At 61.4% G+C, this 13,287-nt stretch carries 12 protein-coding genes; 10 read left to right on the top strand and 2 right to left on the bottom strand.

Features of this window, described 5'->3' with window-relative positions; all coding sequences use genetic code 11:
- Window positions 1-9 precede the first annotated feature (9 nt).
- The 7 genes from EOS_RS17885 to EOS_RS44625 all read left to right on the top strand — a co-directional run bounded on the left by EOS_RS17885 (window position 10) and on the right by EOS_RS44625 (window position 5,729).
- Window positions 10-498: a GspH/FimT family pseudopilin gene (locus EOS_RS17885; protein WP_047848004.1), complete on the top strand. Its 489-nt coding sequence runs from the start codon at window positions 10-12 to the stop codon at window positions 496-498.
- 103 nt (window positions 499-601) lie between these two features.
- Window positions 602-2,152 carry a type II secretion system protein GspL gene (gene gspL, locus EOS_RS17880; protein WP_047848003.1) on the top strand — a complete coding sequence of 517 codons (1,551 nt, stop codon included), beginning with the start codon at window positions 602-604 and terminating at the stop codon, window positions 2,150-2,152.
- A complete protein-coding gene (gene gspM, locus EOS_RS17875) occupies window positions 2,116-2,628 on the top strand; it encodes a type II secretion system protein GspM (protein ID WP_047848002.1) in 513 nt (170 codons plus the stop codon). Before gspL ends, gspM begins: the two co-directional genes overlap by 37 nt.
- 191 nt (window positions 2,629-2,819) lie before the next feature.
- Window positions 2,820-3,563, top strand: a complete 744-nt coding sequence (locus EOS_RS17870; RefSeq protein WP_047848001.1) for an STN domain-containing protein — start codon at window positions 2,820-2,822, stop codon at window positions 3,561-3,563.
- A gap of 5 nt (window positions 3,564-3,568) precedes the next feature.
- The gene (locus EOS_RS17865; RefSeq protein WP_047848000.1) at window positions 3,569-4,117 is read left to right on the top strand and encodes an RNA polymerase sigma factor; all 549 of its coding nucleotides are present in this window, start codon (window positions 3,569-3,571) and stop codon (window positions 4,115-4,117) included.
- Window positions 4,118-4,128: 11 nt separating this feature from the next.
- Window positions 4,129-5,127, top strand: a complete 999-nt coding sequence (locus EOS_RS17860; protein ID WP_047847999.1) for a FecR family protein — start codon at window positions 4,129-4,131, stop codon at window positions 5,125-5,127.
- A 230-nt stretch (window positions 5,128-5,357) separates the two neighbouring features.
- Window positions 5,358-5,729 (top strand): FecR/PupR family sigma factor regulator, encoded by a 372-nt coding sequence (locus tag EOS_RS44625; RefSeq protein ID WP_075645364.1) that lies wholly within the window; start codon window positions 5,358-5,360, stop codon window positions 5,727-5,729.
- 394 nt (window positions 5,730-6,123) lie between these two features.
- On the opposite strand, the gene EOS_RS17855 is transcribed toward EOS_RS44625, so the two are convergent.
- Window positions 6,124-6,819 carry a hypothetical protein gene (locus EOS_RS17855; RefSeq protein ID WP_235442862.1) on the bottom strand — a complete coding sequence of 232 codons (696 nt, stop codon included), beginning with the start codon at window positions 6,817-6,819 and terminating at the stop codon, window positions 6,124-6,126.
- 489 nt (window positions 6,820-7,308) lie between these two features.
- Here EOS_RS17855 and EOS_RS17850 point away from each other — a divergent pair, with 489 nt between their 5' ends.
- Window positions 7,309-8,970: a type II toxin-antitoxin system Phd/YefM family antitoxin gene (locus EOS_RS17850; RefSeq protein ID WP_047847997.1), complete on the top strand. Its 1,662-nt coding sequence runs from the start codon at window positions 7,309-7,311 to the stop codon at window positions 8,968-8,970.
- On the opposite strand, the gene gspK is transcribed toward EOS_RS17850, so the two are convergent.
- Window positions 8,967-9,959, bottom strand: a complete 993-nt coding sequence (gene gspK, locus EOS_RS17845; protein WP_047847996.1) for a type II secretion system minor pseudopilin GspK — start codon at window positions 9,957-9,959, stop codon at window positions 8,967-8,969. The genes EOS_RS17850 and gspK overlap by 4 nt on opposite strands.
- Window positions 9,960-11,287: 1,328 nt before the next feature.
- Between gspK and EOS_RS17840 the strand changes: the two genes are divergently transcribed.
- Both EOS_RS17840 and cysC read left to right on the top strand, forming a co-directional pair.
- Window positions 11,288-12,454: a TIGR03032 family protein gene (locus EOS_RS17840; protein WP_082163404.1), complete on the top strand. Its 1,167-nt coding sequence runs from the start codon at window positions 11,288-11,290 to the stop codon at window positions 12,452-12,454.
- Entirely contained in the window at window positions 12,444-13,064 is a 621-nt protein-coding gene (cysC, locus tag EOS_RS17835; RefSeq protein ID WP_047847995.1) for an adenylyl-sulfate kinase, read from the top strand. The genes EOS_RS17840 and cysC overlap by 11 nt, the downstream gene beginning before the upstream one ends.
- The last annotated feature ends 223 nt before the right edge of the window (window positions 13,065-13,287 follow it).

Here is a 13,287-nt window from a genome sequence, read left to right as displayed (position 1 = left end):
GCATTCGGATTGCCAGGACTCCTGCGTGGCCCGCGTCGTTCGTCGGCAGGCTTTACACTGCTGGAAATGCTGGTGGTGCTGGTGATCGCCGGGCTGCTCGTGACGGTCGTGGCGCTTGCGCCCACGCGCAACCGCCGTACCGATCTTGCCGAGGAGGCGCACCGTCTTGCGACCATGCTTGAAGCAGCGGACGATGAGGCGCAGATCCGTTCCGCATCGATTGCGTGGCAACCGGTCGACGGTGGCTACCGGTTCTATCAACGCGCCGAGAACGGCTCCTGGCAGCCGATTGTCGACCAACTGCTCGCGCCCCATCGCTGGGGTACCGACGTGACGAGTGTCTCGATCCGCTACACGGGTAGTGGCGAGACGACGCCTCGCATCGTCTTCGGCGACGAGAGCGTCGACGTGCCGGTTACCGTGACGCTGGATTCAGGCGCCGTTCAACTGCAGGTTATAGGAACGGGCATTGGCAACTTTGCTGTGCACCGGCCATGAGTCAGAGGATAGGCGGGCGTGGTTACGGTCATCGACAGTGCAGCGGGCCGCCGCGGTATTGCGGCTTCGCTACTCGTGCACGCCATCGAAGTAAGGAGTGCAAATGTCGAGCCTGATCGTGCTGCTGCCGTCCAGCGACGCGCTCGCGCCGCGCGGCTGGGAAGCGACGCCGATGCCGTTTGTGCTGCTTGACCGCAAGGGTGCAGCGCTGCGCGCCGGCAGCGCATTACTCGACGCGTTGCCCAAAGCGGATGTGACAGTGCTGGTCGTGGCCGCGCGCGATACGCTGCTGCTCAACGCAAAGCTGCCGCCGGTGACCGGCCCGCGATTGCGCCGCGTGCTGCCCAATGTGGTGGAGGAGCATTTGATCCAGGACGCGCAGCATTGCCATATCGCGATCGACCCGCTGCCGCTTGCGACCGGTGAGCGGTGTGTGGCCGTTATCGATCGCGATTGGTTCTCCTCGGTCATCGACCGGTTCTGCGAGAACGGGCATCGGCGGCTGCGCGCGGTTCCGCTGATCCACTGCATTCCACTGCCTGAAGTGTCACGGCCCCAGCAAGCTCCGGACTCGCTGACGCAACTACACGATGTGAGCGGTCCCGCAAGCGCCAGGACAAGCGGTAGGACAGGCGACACGACGCAGATCGACGTTGAGCGCAAAGTGACCGCCGAGGGCGGCACGAGTGTCGATGGCGGAGAGAATATTCCAGGAGGCGCGAGCACGGAAGCAACTGCTGACGCGATGAGTGCGCTAATCGTGCGACGTAACAAGATTGGTGGAACGTCCGCAGACCCGTGGGTCGATGACGCAGAGTGGGTGGAACTGGCGCTCAGGCAGGGCGCGCTCGGTTTCGGGATGAGTGTCAATGCGGCGCAACTGGACGCGACTATCGCCGAGCTGGCACAGCGCCAGACGCTAATGGTCTATTCGCTTGTGATGGAATCTGGTACTCAGCCGGATAGTGAGCCCAACACCGGGGCAGGTGGCGGATTTCGTTTTGGGTCACATAGCGAGCCGCAGGCCGGGGCTGATGTGCGTGCCAGCGAGCCGTGGCACCCGGGAACCGCCTTTCCTCTGGCGGCACGTGCGTTGCCGTGGACGATTGTCGCCCGCGAAGCGCTTGCCTGTCGCTTCGACCTCTGCCAGTTCGAGTTTGCGAACGCGGGGCGCGGTCGCACAGGGGCGGGCGGACTCAAGCCCTGGCGTGTGTCGCTCGGCTTCGTTGCGGCGGCGCTGGCGGTGTCGATCGTCGCGATCAATGTGCAATGGTTCCAGTTGCGTCATCGTCGAGACGCGCTGAATGGGCAGATGACACAACTGGTGAAAACCGCATTTCCCGGTACGACCGTCGTTCTCGATCCACACGCGCAGATGGCGGCAGAGTTGGCTCGCATGCGCGGCGCGGTGGGCGAGCTGCGTGCGGATGATTTTCTGGCGCTGGCGGCGGGCGTGGCCCACGCGCTAGGCCCGGTTCCGTCGAGCTCGATCGCCGGGCTGAACTATAGCGGCGGTGCGCTCGACATGACGTTCAAACCTGGTACCGATATCGACAAGGATGCGCTCACTCGCCGTTTTACGGCGCAGGGCCTGTCCGCTCAGGAGGACAACGGCAAATGGACAGTCAGGCCCACGCAATCAAAGCCGCGCTGACGGAGTGGTTCGAGGCGCGCGCGCCTCGCGAAAAAAAGCTGCTCGCAGGAGGCGGGGCACTCGTGATCGCGGCGCTCGTCTACAACGTGCTGTGGGCACCTGCGTATGACGGGCGAGCGAAGATTGCGGCGAATCTGCCGCAGCTCGAAGTGCAGCTTGCGGAGGTGCAGGTGCAGGCCGACGAGGCACGCGCGTTGAAAGCGGTGGCCGCAGTCCGCGCGCCCGCGGGCGTCGCGTTGCGCGATACGCTTGCCACCTCGCTCTCGCAGGCGGGGATCGCGCAGGCGCAGCTTGCCGTGCTTGGCAAAGGCGTCCAGGTCGACGTGAAGAACGCACCGTTCGGTGCGTGGATGTCGTGGCTTGACCAGGTACGACGCGAAGACCACGTTCGGGTGGTCAATGCACAGGTGACCGGTGAGGAGAAACTGGGGCTGGCGACGGTGTCTGTGACATTGGAGCCGGCATCGGATCAATGAGCGGATCAATGAGCCGGAAAGGGGAGCGGATGCCCCGCCGATGTGGAACTTCAATTTCGGAGACTGCTTAACAGACTGACTTGCAATTGTCACATTCTGTTTCTAGCATACGTCGTCCAGCTTCATTATCGGTGCCATCGCGGGGACTGCTACGACGGCGCGCCGCAATCTCACTTTCCGGCATTCTATTCATGACAGGCTCACGGACACCGACCAGTGTCTTGGCGCTGGCGGCATGCCTCGTGCTTTGCACCCTGATCATACGGAACGCGCAGGCGCAGGAGGGTGGCCGAGGGGATCATTCGTTCGCCGGTACGGTACATTTCGATCTCCCAATGCAGCCTCTCGCGCAGATGTTTCAGGCATTTGGCCGTATGACCGAACTGGTCGTGCTTGCTCCTGCGCCCCTGCTCGAAGGGCGTGTCAGCGCGCCGGTAATGGGTGATTTTTTGCCCCGGGAAGCGCTCCAGCGCGCGCTGCTTGGCACCGGGCTTGAGGCCAGATTCACAGGGCCCGACGAGGCACTCATCGTTGCCCTGCCAGCGGTGTCGCCGGCAGTGCCGGCGGTCAGCCCCGAGGCAACGGACGATCACCTGGCGATCGACGGTGTCACGGACGCCGGTGACCAGCTGGCCTATGCGGCAATGGTCCAGGCGCGCCTGACGGAGGCTTTATGTGCACTGCCAACGACGCGTCCGGGAAAGTATCGACTGGTGGCGCAGCTCCGTATTGACGACCAGGGGACAGTAGTCGCTGCGGATGTCGTGACGTCGACAGGCCTGGGGTCGCGAGACGCGGCAATCCTGCGGGCGATGCGCACGTTGAGTCTTGATTCGGCACCACCGGCCGGCCTTGCAGAGCCGGTCACCATTCTGCTGCGGCCAACTGGGAATGGCGTGCATATTAACTGCCCACAATCTGACAAACAGGGTTAGCGGCCATGTCTGAGAGCAGCCGTGTACAACTAAAAAAGATCCTGGTTTCGCGCTATGCATATCTGGTCAAGCGGCTTGAGCGCGGGACCGGATCAAAAGATGGCGCGACTGAGGCCTTGCATGAAACCTGGCTGCGCCTGGAAAACGCGAATGTCGCAGCGCCAGTGGCGAACGCCGATGCGTATATTCTCGGGATGGCGAACCATGTTGCCATCGACCAGCACCGCAGTGAGCGGCGTCATCGCCATGAGGAGGACGTCGATGCACTGCTCGAGTTGCCCGACGAACTTGCCGACCCCGAGCGGATCGTGGCGGCGCGTCTCAAAGTCGAGACTTTGAAAGGTATACTGCGTGGTCTTACGCCTCGCCGCCGGGCGATTTTGCTGGCTGCGCGCGTGGATGGGCAGTTGAATCGGGAGATCGCTGAGCGTTTTGGTATTTCGCTACGTTTGGTAGAGAGCGAGCTGAGCGCGGCGATGAAGTATTGTCTCGAACATATGCACGAACTGGGCGATCCGCACGCTGGTTCGAGAAGCGGGCCGCGAAAATTTTGACTACATTGTCGATGATTAAAGCTGAGGATAACGCCGCGAGCGAATTGCATGCTCAAGCCAGTGCATGGCTGCTGCGGCTGCGCTCGGGGAACATGAGCTCGAACGACGTGCAAGCGTTCCAGCGGTGGTGTGACGAGAATCCGCAGACGGCGCATCTGCTGCGCGATACGTGGAGCTCGTTGCGCACGGCAGCCGCCGAAATCGCACAGGAGGAACGGGCCTCCGGCAACATGTGGACGGGTAACGCAGGTCGCGCGCAAGCATTGCGCCCGGGACGGCGGGCATTCGTGGGCTTTGCGGTGGCGGCGGGCGCATCGTGGCTGGCGCTGCGCCCGCCGCTGCAACTGTGGCCGGCGCTGGGCGATTTCGCCGCGGACTATCGTACCGGCACGGGAGAGCAACGCCGCGTGTCGCTTTCGCAGCGGGTGGTGGTCGAGATGAACACGCAGACCCGGCTTGATATCCTGCCCGCCCGGCAGACGCTTCGTGGCGTTGATCTGCTGGCGGGCGAAGCGGAGATCGTTGCTGCCGCGCCATCGATCGGTCGGTCCGACCCGGTGCGCCCGGTCGTGGTGGTGGCGGGCGTGGGGCGGCTGCAGGCGCAGATCGCTCGTTTCAACGTCCGGCGCACTGGCAACGACGTTTGTGTGACCTGCATATCGGGTTCGGTTGCGTTCGAGCATCCCCGCCAGCGGCTGACCCTGGTCGCCGCGCAGCAAGTGGTCTACGACGACCGGGATGTGCACCCTGTTTCCCAGGTCGATCCGAGCGCCGTCACCGCATGGCGCCGAGGCGTACTGGTCTTCAATGGTGTGCCGCTGGCGCAGGTTGTCGACGAGATCAATCGCTACCGGCGAGGGAAAGTCATTTTGCGGAATGAGGCCCTGGGCGAGAATCGCATGCAGGCGCAGTTCCCGATCGCCAAGCTCGACGATGTCATTAATATGCTCGGTCAGCTTTACGGCGCACATGTCACGAAACTGCCCGGCAATATCGTGCTGCTTAGCTAGCCCCTCCGCGGCGCTTTAGTGACGCTTCAGTGGCGCATACCTTTGCGGCTTACCGCCGCTGGTTCCGACATACCTCATAGAGATCCGTCAATCGACGGTCCATCAGTGCGCCGGTTTCCATCTTCGTGCCTGATGCGGCTCGCATGTGATACGCAGCAGCCTGACTGGCCCGCCACGGTGTGTGCGACGCCTGCGAACTCATGCCCGGTCTTCCACGGGTGAGGAGTGACATGAGAATTCCCGATGCAAGTGCTTCTCGCAGTCCGACGAAGGCGGTGTCCGACAGGATCAAGGAGGGTGCTATCCACTGGCTGCTCTGGCTGCGTTCGGGCGGTGCCACGCCTGCGGATCTGGATGCATTTCGGCGCTGGCGTGCGCAAAGTGACGAGCATGCGCGGGTTGCGCATGACGTGATGTGGGTATGGAACACACTGGGTGTACTGGGCGGCCAGGATTGTGCCGCTTGCGTCAAGCCTCGGGGGAGGCGGAATGGGCGGGCGGATACTCAAAACCGTAATGACGGTGGCCACGGGTCGAACCATTACACGTGCCGTTCGTGCCGGTCAGCCATGGCGCTGACGCGCCGCCGCAGAGGCGGATAAGCTTACTTTTCCCTTGTCTCCAACCTGGAGCGGCATGCTTGCGTAACGCACCGCAGTGTGTGCACGGCGAATGCCTAAGGTTGCCAACTCCCTCTCCGTGTTACCCGATTAGTCGGGTAGCCACGCGTCTTTTCTCTCTCCCTCGCTATCTGGCCTCCTCCAACGAAACGAGATCATCCTTGCGCCTGTCCAGCGCGCCTGGCAACGGGTGCCTGGCGGGTGCCAGTTATCGCAGCTCAAAAAATCTGCGGGATAGGGCAATCCGGTTCGACCTTGTTTACGTGGACAGCGTTTGCGCGTGAGAGAAAGTTCGATCGTGGCTGTTTTGAGGGGCCATTGAGTAAACAGAAAAGCTTTGCGCAGGAGGCTGGCGTTGCGCAGGCAATGTATTCGATTACTTGCTGTTCGTTGGCTGTGGTGGTGAGGTCATCTGGGCGTCGGCGCTTGCATGCGCGGCATTCCAGGTTGCGTCAAGTGGATCGTTGATGCCTTGATAAGGGTCGAGCAGAAATGGAAAGCGCTCGGCCAAAGGTGCGGTTTCTCGTAAGGCGCGTATATGGTCGATTATCCATTGCAGCAGATCACTTCCCTCGTGGATCTGGGCGGTTGTCCAGTCCGGCATGGTGGAAAACAGCGCCGCGAATTTGCTCCAGCGCGAAGGACGGTCACTGATGACAGGCCGGATGTAGGTGTTCAGATAGATGTCGTCGTTGTCGCACATTTCGCCGACGAAGAGACCACTGCTTGTCGGAACAGCTGCCTGTTTCCATTTTTCGAGCATTGCGAGCGGGCGGAATGCGCGCGCAAACACGAACGCGGTGCTGGTTTCGCGTTCGATTTCCATGAGCGACATCACACCATTGCGTTGCATGCATCGCGCAACGGCGTGCGGTTTGATGATATTGGTCGCGAAGCTTTTCAAGGCCATGTCGGGGACGCTCAGCTGCAACTGGAATTCGCGCAGTCCGTGCTCGGTGCTCATGGTGGTGAAATTGACGAACAGACCTTCCAGGTTGCCGAGCGCGCCAACATAGGGCTCCAGACCGAGGCGTTCGAGCCTGGGCGCAACCTGACGCTCAAGCAGCCGCATGAGGCCGCGCCGGTTCGGCGTCCCGGTGAAGTCCTCGAGACTCTTCACAATGACTTCCGTGATCTTCCCGCGACGCTCCTCGGCGAACATCCGCGGGGATCGGTTGAGCTCGAACTTTGCGCGACCATGCGCCACGCGTGGATCGACGAACATGCGTGCTCCTTAAAGATCCAGGTTGAGCGGATGCACCCGCGTCGCTCTGCTCGTCCCGGTACGGCGCCGCAGGTTGATAGTGTGGCGTTGAAAATCGATAGTCAAGCTCGCCGGGGCACGCAGGCGGCGGCGAGCTTGATGGAGTCCCCGGAAGTACGCTCACGCTCGCAGGGCGGGCGCATGGGTTACCCGTGAGCATGGCGCGCGAACCCAGACGCGGCGCGTGAAATGAATGTGACAGACAAGGGGCTGGACGGATGGATGAGGGCTGATCCCCGTCGCAGTAATCAGGCCAAAGCACCTTCGCACTTTACTAAACAGAGACGGGGCAACGAGGTGACACGCACAGTAATCGAACGCTTTGTAGAGCATAGCCCGATAACCGTGATGGCGCGCCTGGCATTGCAACGCGCACTTGATCCTGAATGGATCGACGGTTTGTTCGAGCAGGTGCAGGTGGATAAGGGCCAGCATGTCCGGGAGTCGTTGTTCTCCGCGACGGTGGAACTGATGTCGATGATTGCTTCGGGATTGCGGTATACGGTGCGTGCCGCAGCGGGAGCTGCCCCGGAATTGCCCGTCGCGATCACCGCGCTGCACGACAGGATCAGCCGGACCCGGCCCGGGTGGGCCCGAGTACTGGCGCGTGAGAGCGTCAAGCGATTGTCGCCACTAGTGCAGCCGTTGATGTTCAACCGGCCGGTGACGGCAAGCGGTTATCGATTGAGGATTGTGGACGGAAGTCATTTGCCGAAAGGCGAAAAATGTTCACCTGGCCCGTCGGGCTGCGTGCACACGCTCATGCCTCAAGCCGGGTTGGGGGTGGGCGTACGAACCGTAGTACCGTTCGTTGTCTACGATCCGGAGGTCGCCATGATCGTCGATCTGGTGCCGTGCGAGCAGGGTCGGGCGCAGGAGGAGGTGAACGCAGGGGCTCTGCTGGACTCGGTCCAGCCGGGGGAGCTCTGGATCATCGATCGCAACTTCAGTACTCACGCGATAGTGACCGGCTGGCAGCGCCGCAGCAGCGCCTTTATCGTGCAGGAGCGTGGCTGCAATCCGAACCAGATCGAGGCAGGCCGTCCCGTCAGAAAGGGCCGTATCGAGATGGGCGCCGTATACGAACAGCCGGTCAGCACCACGGATGACTCGGGCGCGTCGCTCGTTCTAAGACGCATCGAAGTGCGTGCGAATGGTTCGAGTGTGGAGGGCGGCGAGGTCATACGGATCCTGACGAATGTCCCGGCCTCGCAGCTCACCGCCGAAGAAGTCGCGAGCCTGTCCTGCCGAAGCTGGAGCGAGATGCTGTCCGTACCGCTCGAGCTGGTGCTCAAGGGCGAGATCCTTTCATTGGGGCGGCCCCGGGCTGCGCCTCTGGCACTTGGCATGGCGGCGCTTGCGTATAACGTACTGAGTACGATGGTTCGCACAGTGAGCCGCGAGCAGGAACTGGATACGCGCGAAGTCCAGCGTTTGCCGCATTACATCGCGACGGGTATCAGGGCCACATACGCGGGGGTGATGATCGCGGTGCCGGCCGAATTCTGGCGGCGCTATGACCAACTTGCGCCGGGCGATCTAGGCGACATCCTGAGAAAAATTGCTGCTCACGTTGATCCTCGTAGCGCACACAAGCAGAGGCGCGAACCCACGGCGTCCCCGGAAACGAAGGCCATCCTGCGGGCTGCGACACTCGATGTCATGTTTCGCAGGGAGGAAGGAGAGGATCCAGACAACGAGCCGCTATCCGGCCAGCGGTTCATTGCGATGGCCACGCGCGAATTCAGCAGTAATCCGTCGAAGGTCTTGCGCGATACCGCTGAGTCGCCGGTGATGGTGACGAAGTATGGCCAGGCAATCGCTTTCCTGATTTCCGTTGAAGACTGGAACCGGATGAAGGCCGAAAGACGCGAGAACATCCTTGATCGGCTCGCAGCCGAACACGCGGGACCGCAATCGGCCGGACGCGGACCCGCGCGTGAGCCGTCGATCAACTAGCCTGCGAGGCGATGGACCCAGATCACGGAGGTCCAGCTGAAATTGCCAATGCCGTACCGGGCGATCAGCGTGTCGAGGCGTGTATTGATCCTCGCCGAGTGAATCCTGCAGTGCACGATGAAATAACCGCTGTTGACGCCCACGAGCGAGCCGGATGGCAGTTCCGCGGTCGTTCTCGTTGCGGACAGCACCTCGGCGATGTCGGAGGTGCTGATGAAGTAGCCCGTGGTGCGCCGTCCGACCAGCTCATGTGCCTGACCGCGGGAGAGGGTGGGAATCGCCGCGACGAGAGTCGGCTCGGCCGCCGTGTTGGCGTTGACCATGGTGAGGTCAGGCAGGACTGTGACGAAAGGCGAAAGCGTCCGCGCGACCTGCTCGTCATACCCTGGGATGCGGGCAAGGTCCTGTGTTGAGACGAGTTGCATGGGCCAGCCGCCAGCGCCGTTCCCGTCACCCAGCGAGCGCAATATGTAGCTGGCGGTGAGTTGGGCCAGGCCCTGATTCAGCGAAAGCTCGCCCAGCAAGCGACGATATGCCTGCACGCCATCGGCATTGATCTGCCAGGGCTGACCCGGGCCTGGCCGGGACACGAGGTTCTGCAGGTTGAATCTCGCCTGCGCATCCTCGACCTCGCCGGAAATCCAGGCCTGGGCGAGTTCGCCGTTGACCGCAATGGTTTCGAGCGGCAGGAAACCGGCGAGCTGAACGTCCTTGACCGGGGCAGACCACAGCTGCCCGTCGTAGGTGACGTTAGAGGTGGCACTCTGCGCACGTAGCGTCGCGCGGGCCCACTCCACTGCGGCGCGTTCGGCCCACATTGTTTCAACGTTCAGGCGCAGGTTCTCGAGATCCCGCACCGCGACCAGTTGACGCCACACTACGTTTGCCGCCAGCGTGGCTGCCAGTGCCACAACCAGCAATACCGTTACGATGGCGATACCCCGTTCCCGATTCGGGACCCTTGCCTGACTGCGGTTCGTCTGGTGCATCGTTGCTCCTCTACATCGACTCTGCAACGCGCTGGGTGTCATGCGCGTAGCGTGGATGCATCTATGGTAGAGGCAGACATGCCGGCTGGCGTGACAAATGTCGTTCGCAAAATGGTACGGAACATCCGGCAAAAAAATGACACGCATTGCCGCTATGATGCGCGGCCGGTTTGATCGTGGCCGTCGTTATTTGCAATCAGGCACCGGGCGCCGCCATCAACGGGCGAACCACGCTTATCTTCTCCACGTATCCGCTTTGCGACTAACTTGCAGCGTGAGCGGAAGCGATGACGATCCCAAAGTTTGAGAGAAAAGCGTGGAGCGGGAACGTTTCCTGGGTTCGGCGCACCGGGCGATACCCAGCGTGCCAATCTGACCGGGGAGGAACAGAGCAAGCTGGGTGGGATATAGCCCGTCCATCACCGGGGTAACGTCGCCGCGCCCGTCCTTCCTTACGTATTCAGGTGCTTAAGGTCCGGAGTACGAAGGGCTCTCGGGAGTCGGACAGCGTCGCTGGACCATTACGGTTGAGGTCGAAGGCCTTGGGGATACGGGCGGTGACGGTTATCGCAAAAAGGGGAAGTCGGGACAGGTCAGCTACAACCCGGACAGTTCCCTTCAGGTTATCGGGCATGGGCGACTCAGCGCACAACAGATGACACGCCTGACAGGGTTGACGCATCTGAGTGATGCCGAGCGACGCAGCGTAGAGCAGGAGCAATAGCGGGGAAGGATCGCTTTGGCGCGCTGAGGGACGCAATACATTTGCGCCCCTCCTTTCGTTTCGCTCCGATCTCGATAATGGGCCTCTTGACCGCCGAGCAGGCGTTCTGGAAAGAGAGGCAAGCCGGGTGGATGAATGCCCGGAAGCGGTAAGGCAGATAGTTCAAAAAAACGTGACCGATTTATCAGATCATTGAATTTGTGTCACAAAAAGTAACATGTTGTAAGAGGACCATGAGCACGCTCACGATTAGTCGTATCGGCGAACGTGTAGGCGTTAGCGAGTGAGCGGTGATCGTGTCGACGATGCGCAGTGAGGCTCAGGGGGTCTTTGCGATCGGGGCGCGATCGGGGACGCCGGGCGGTCGGCCTGTTGCGAAGTGTGACGCAAGAAAGTGTGCGGTATTGGTCAACTCATTTCGTCTATGTAGGTAGGAACCACAAAATCTGTTCTGTTATCCCAATCTTGATCGGCCGTTTGCGTCGATCCACGAGCGGGTCGGTCCTTGCCGCGCGGACGCTTTCTTGACGCTGCGTACTTTTTATTGCATGACCACGTATCTCCCATCGGCGAGGTGCAGTGGAGTTCTGAAAGGCATAGGGACGTGGAACAGGTTCAAGGCAACGAGTCGAGAGGCGCATTTCAGGCGGGGGGCGGTGAAGCGGTCCCCCCCGCAGCAGCGGACGAGGCCGGGGCACCTCTCATCAACTTACGTGACACCGGACGCTTCCTGGCGGTGCTTGCTTCGCTCAAGTGCACGCTGGCGATCAGCCGGCGTCCGTCGGGTGTTGCGTTGCTGGGTGTGGAGAAAGGCATTCCGACCCTCTCGGCCTGCCTGTTGCCGCGGTCGATGGGACTGGCGGTGGCGGGCAACCGCCTTGCGATTGCAACGATGCACGAGTTGATGATCTTTGCGAACGTACCGTCGCTCGCACCGCTATATCCGGCACGCCCCGATCACTACGACGCGATTTTTGTGCCGCGCACCTCGCACTACACAGGTGACCTCGATCTGCACGACATGGTGTTCGACAAGAACATCGTGCTCGCGGTCAATACGCGCTACTCATGCATCAGTGTCATTGACGGGTTTTTCAACTTCACGCCGATCTGGCAACCGCCCTTCGTAACGGACTTCGGGCCGGGCGACCGGTGTCACCTGAACGGCATGGCGTTTGATGATGGCAAGGTGCGCTTCGTCACCGCACTTGGACAAACGGATACACCGTTTGGCTGGCGCGAAGGCATGGCCGATAGCGGGATCGTAATGGAAGTGCCGTCGGGGCGGATTGCCGCATCGGGTCTTTCCATGCCGCATTCGCCCCGCGTGATCAACGGCCAGCTGTACGTGCTCGAAGGCGGACGCGGACAGTTGCTGCAGATAGACCCCGCTAGCGGCTCGAAGCGCGTGGTCGCGAAGCTGCCGGGTTTTACGCATGGGCTTGCCGAATATGGTGGCGTGTTGTTCATCGGGCTGTCGAAACTACGCGACAAACGAGGGCCACAAGGATTGCCGATCGAAGCGGAACGTGACGAACTGGTGGCCGGCGTGGCAGCAGTGGACGCGCACAACGGGGAGGTGCTCGGAATACTGGAGTTCTACAACGGCGTGGACGAGATTTTCGATGTGCAGGTGCTGCCGAACATTTTGAGGGCAGAAATCCTCAACCCCAGGCAGTGGTTCGAAACGCCGTCGATCGTCACGATGAAAGGTGGTTTCTGGCAGACCCGGCCGGCCGAAGAGGATGAGGGAGCAAGCCATGCGGGGTAGTTCATCGGGCGCGTGCGGTTCAACTCGCACGTTGATTGAAGACGGTCTGGTGCTATGGCTTACGGGGCTGCCAGGTGCCGGCAAAACCACGCTTTCGGATCAGCTGGCGCTTGCACTGACGGCGCGCGGGTTTCGCGTGAAAGTACTGGACGGCGACGTGCTGCGGCGCGGCTTGAACCGTGATCTGGGATTCTCGGCACGCGATCGCCATGAGAACGTGCGACGTGTGGGAGAGGTGGCAGCGCTCTTTGCAGACGCCGGATTGATCACGATTGTCGCACTGATTTCGCCGCTCGCCACGATGCGCGAGCAGGTCCGCGTTGCCATCGGTGAGCGGTTTCGCGAGGTGTATGTGAGAGCGAGTCTCGACATCTGCGAAGCGCGCGATCCGAAGGGGCTCTATCAGAAAGCACGGCGCGGTGAGTTAACTGAGTTTACCGGGATATCGGCACCGTACGAGCCGCCGGTACACGCGGACCTGGTGGTCGACACGGGAACGTGCGTGGTAGACGAGTGCGTCACGCAACTGGTGATCTTTACGGAGCAGCAGTTCGCGGCAACCCGCGACGTCAGGGCGGAGAGAACGGCTTCGGTTCGGTGGGCGGTGTAGCGCAATAGATCAAATTCGATATCAGGAAATAACAAACATAGATTAATTTAGGATCACTTATCGAATGTCGCGAAAATGACATGGACTGTATGTACAGCGTACGGATCCATCCTCAGCTAGCTGGAAAAGAAGACGAACGATTTCGAAAAGACAAAGGGGAGTGGCGCATGACGCCAAGATCTAACGGGGAAGGGTACGAGCAGCCCCACAGGCGCACGTGCGG

This window comes from Caballeronia mineralivorans PML1(12) (assembly GCF_001028175.1).
Taxonomy (GTDB): domain Bacteria; phylum Pseudomonadota; class Gammaproteobacteria; order Burkholderiales; family Burkholderiaceae; genus Caballeronia; species Caballeronia mineralivorans.
This window is presented reverse-complemented; position numbering and strand designations above follow the sequence as displayed.

Excerpts from the sequence above, each read along its gene's own strand:
- gspL (WP_047848003.1), top strand. The coding sequence starts at position 602 with ATGTCGAGCCTGATCGTGCTGCTGCCGTCCAGCGACGCGCTCGCGCCG.
- gspM (WP_047848002.1), top strand. The coding sequence starts at position 2,116 with ATGGACAGTCAGGCCCACGCAATCAAAGCCGCGCTGACGGAGTGGTTC.
- EOS_RS17870 (WP_047848001.1), top strand. The coding sequence starts at position 2,820 with ATGACAGGCTCACGGACACCGACCAGTGTCTTGGCGCTGGCGGCATGC.
- EOS_RS17865 (WP_047848000.1), top strand. The coding sequence starts at position 3,569 with ATGTCTGAGAGCAGCCGTGTACAACTAAAAAAGATCCTGGTTTCGCGC.
- EOS_RS17860 (WP_047847999.1), top strand. The coding sequence starts at position 4,129 with ATGATTAAAGCTGAGGATAACGCCGCGAGCGAATTGCATGCTCAAGCC.
- EOS_RS44625 (WP_075645364.1), top strand. The coding sequence starts at position 5,358 with ATGAGAATTCCCGATGCAAGTGCTTCTCGCAGTCCGACGAAGGCGGTG.
- EOS_RS17855 (WP_235442862.1), bottom strand. The coding sequence starts at position 6,819 with ATGCGGCTGCTTGAGCGTCAGGTTGCGCCCAGGCTCGAACGCCTCGGT.
- gspK (WP_047847996.1), bottom strand. The coding sequence starts at position 9,959 with ATGCACCAGACGAACCGCAGTCAGGCAAGGGTCCCGAATCGGGAACGG.
- cysC (WP_047847995.1), top strand. The coding sequence starts at position 12,444 with ATGCGGGGTAGTTCATCGGGCGCGTGCGGTTCAACTCGCACGTTGATT.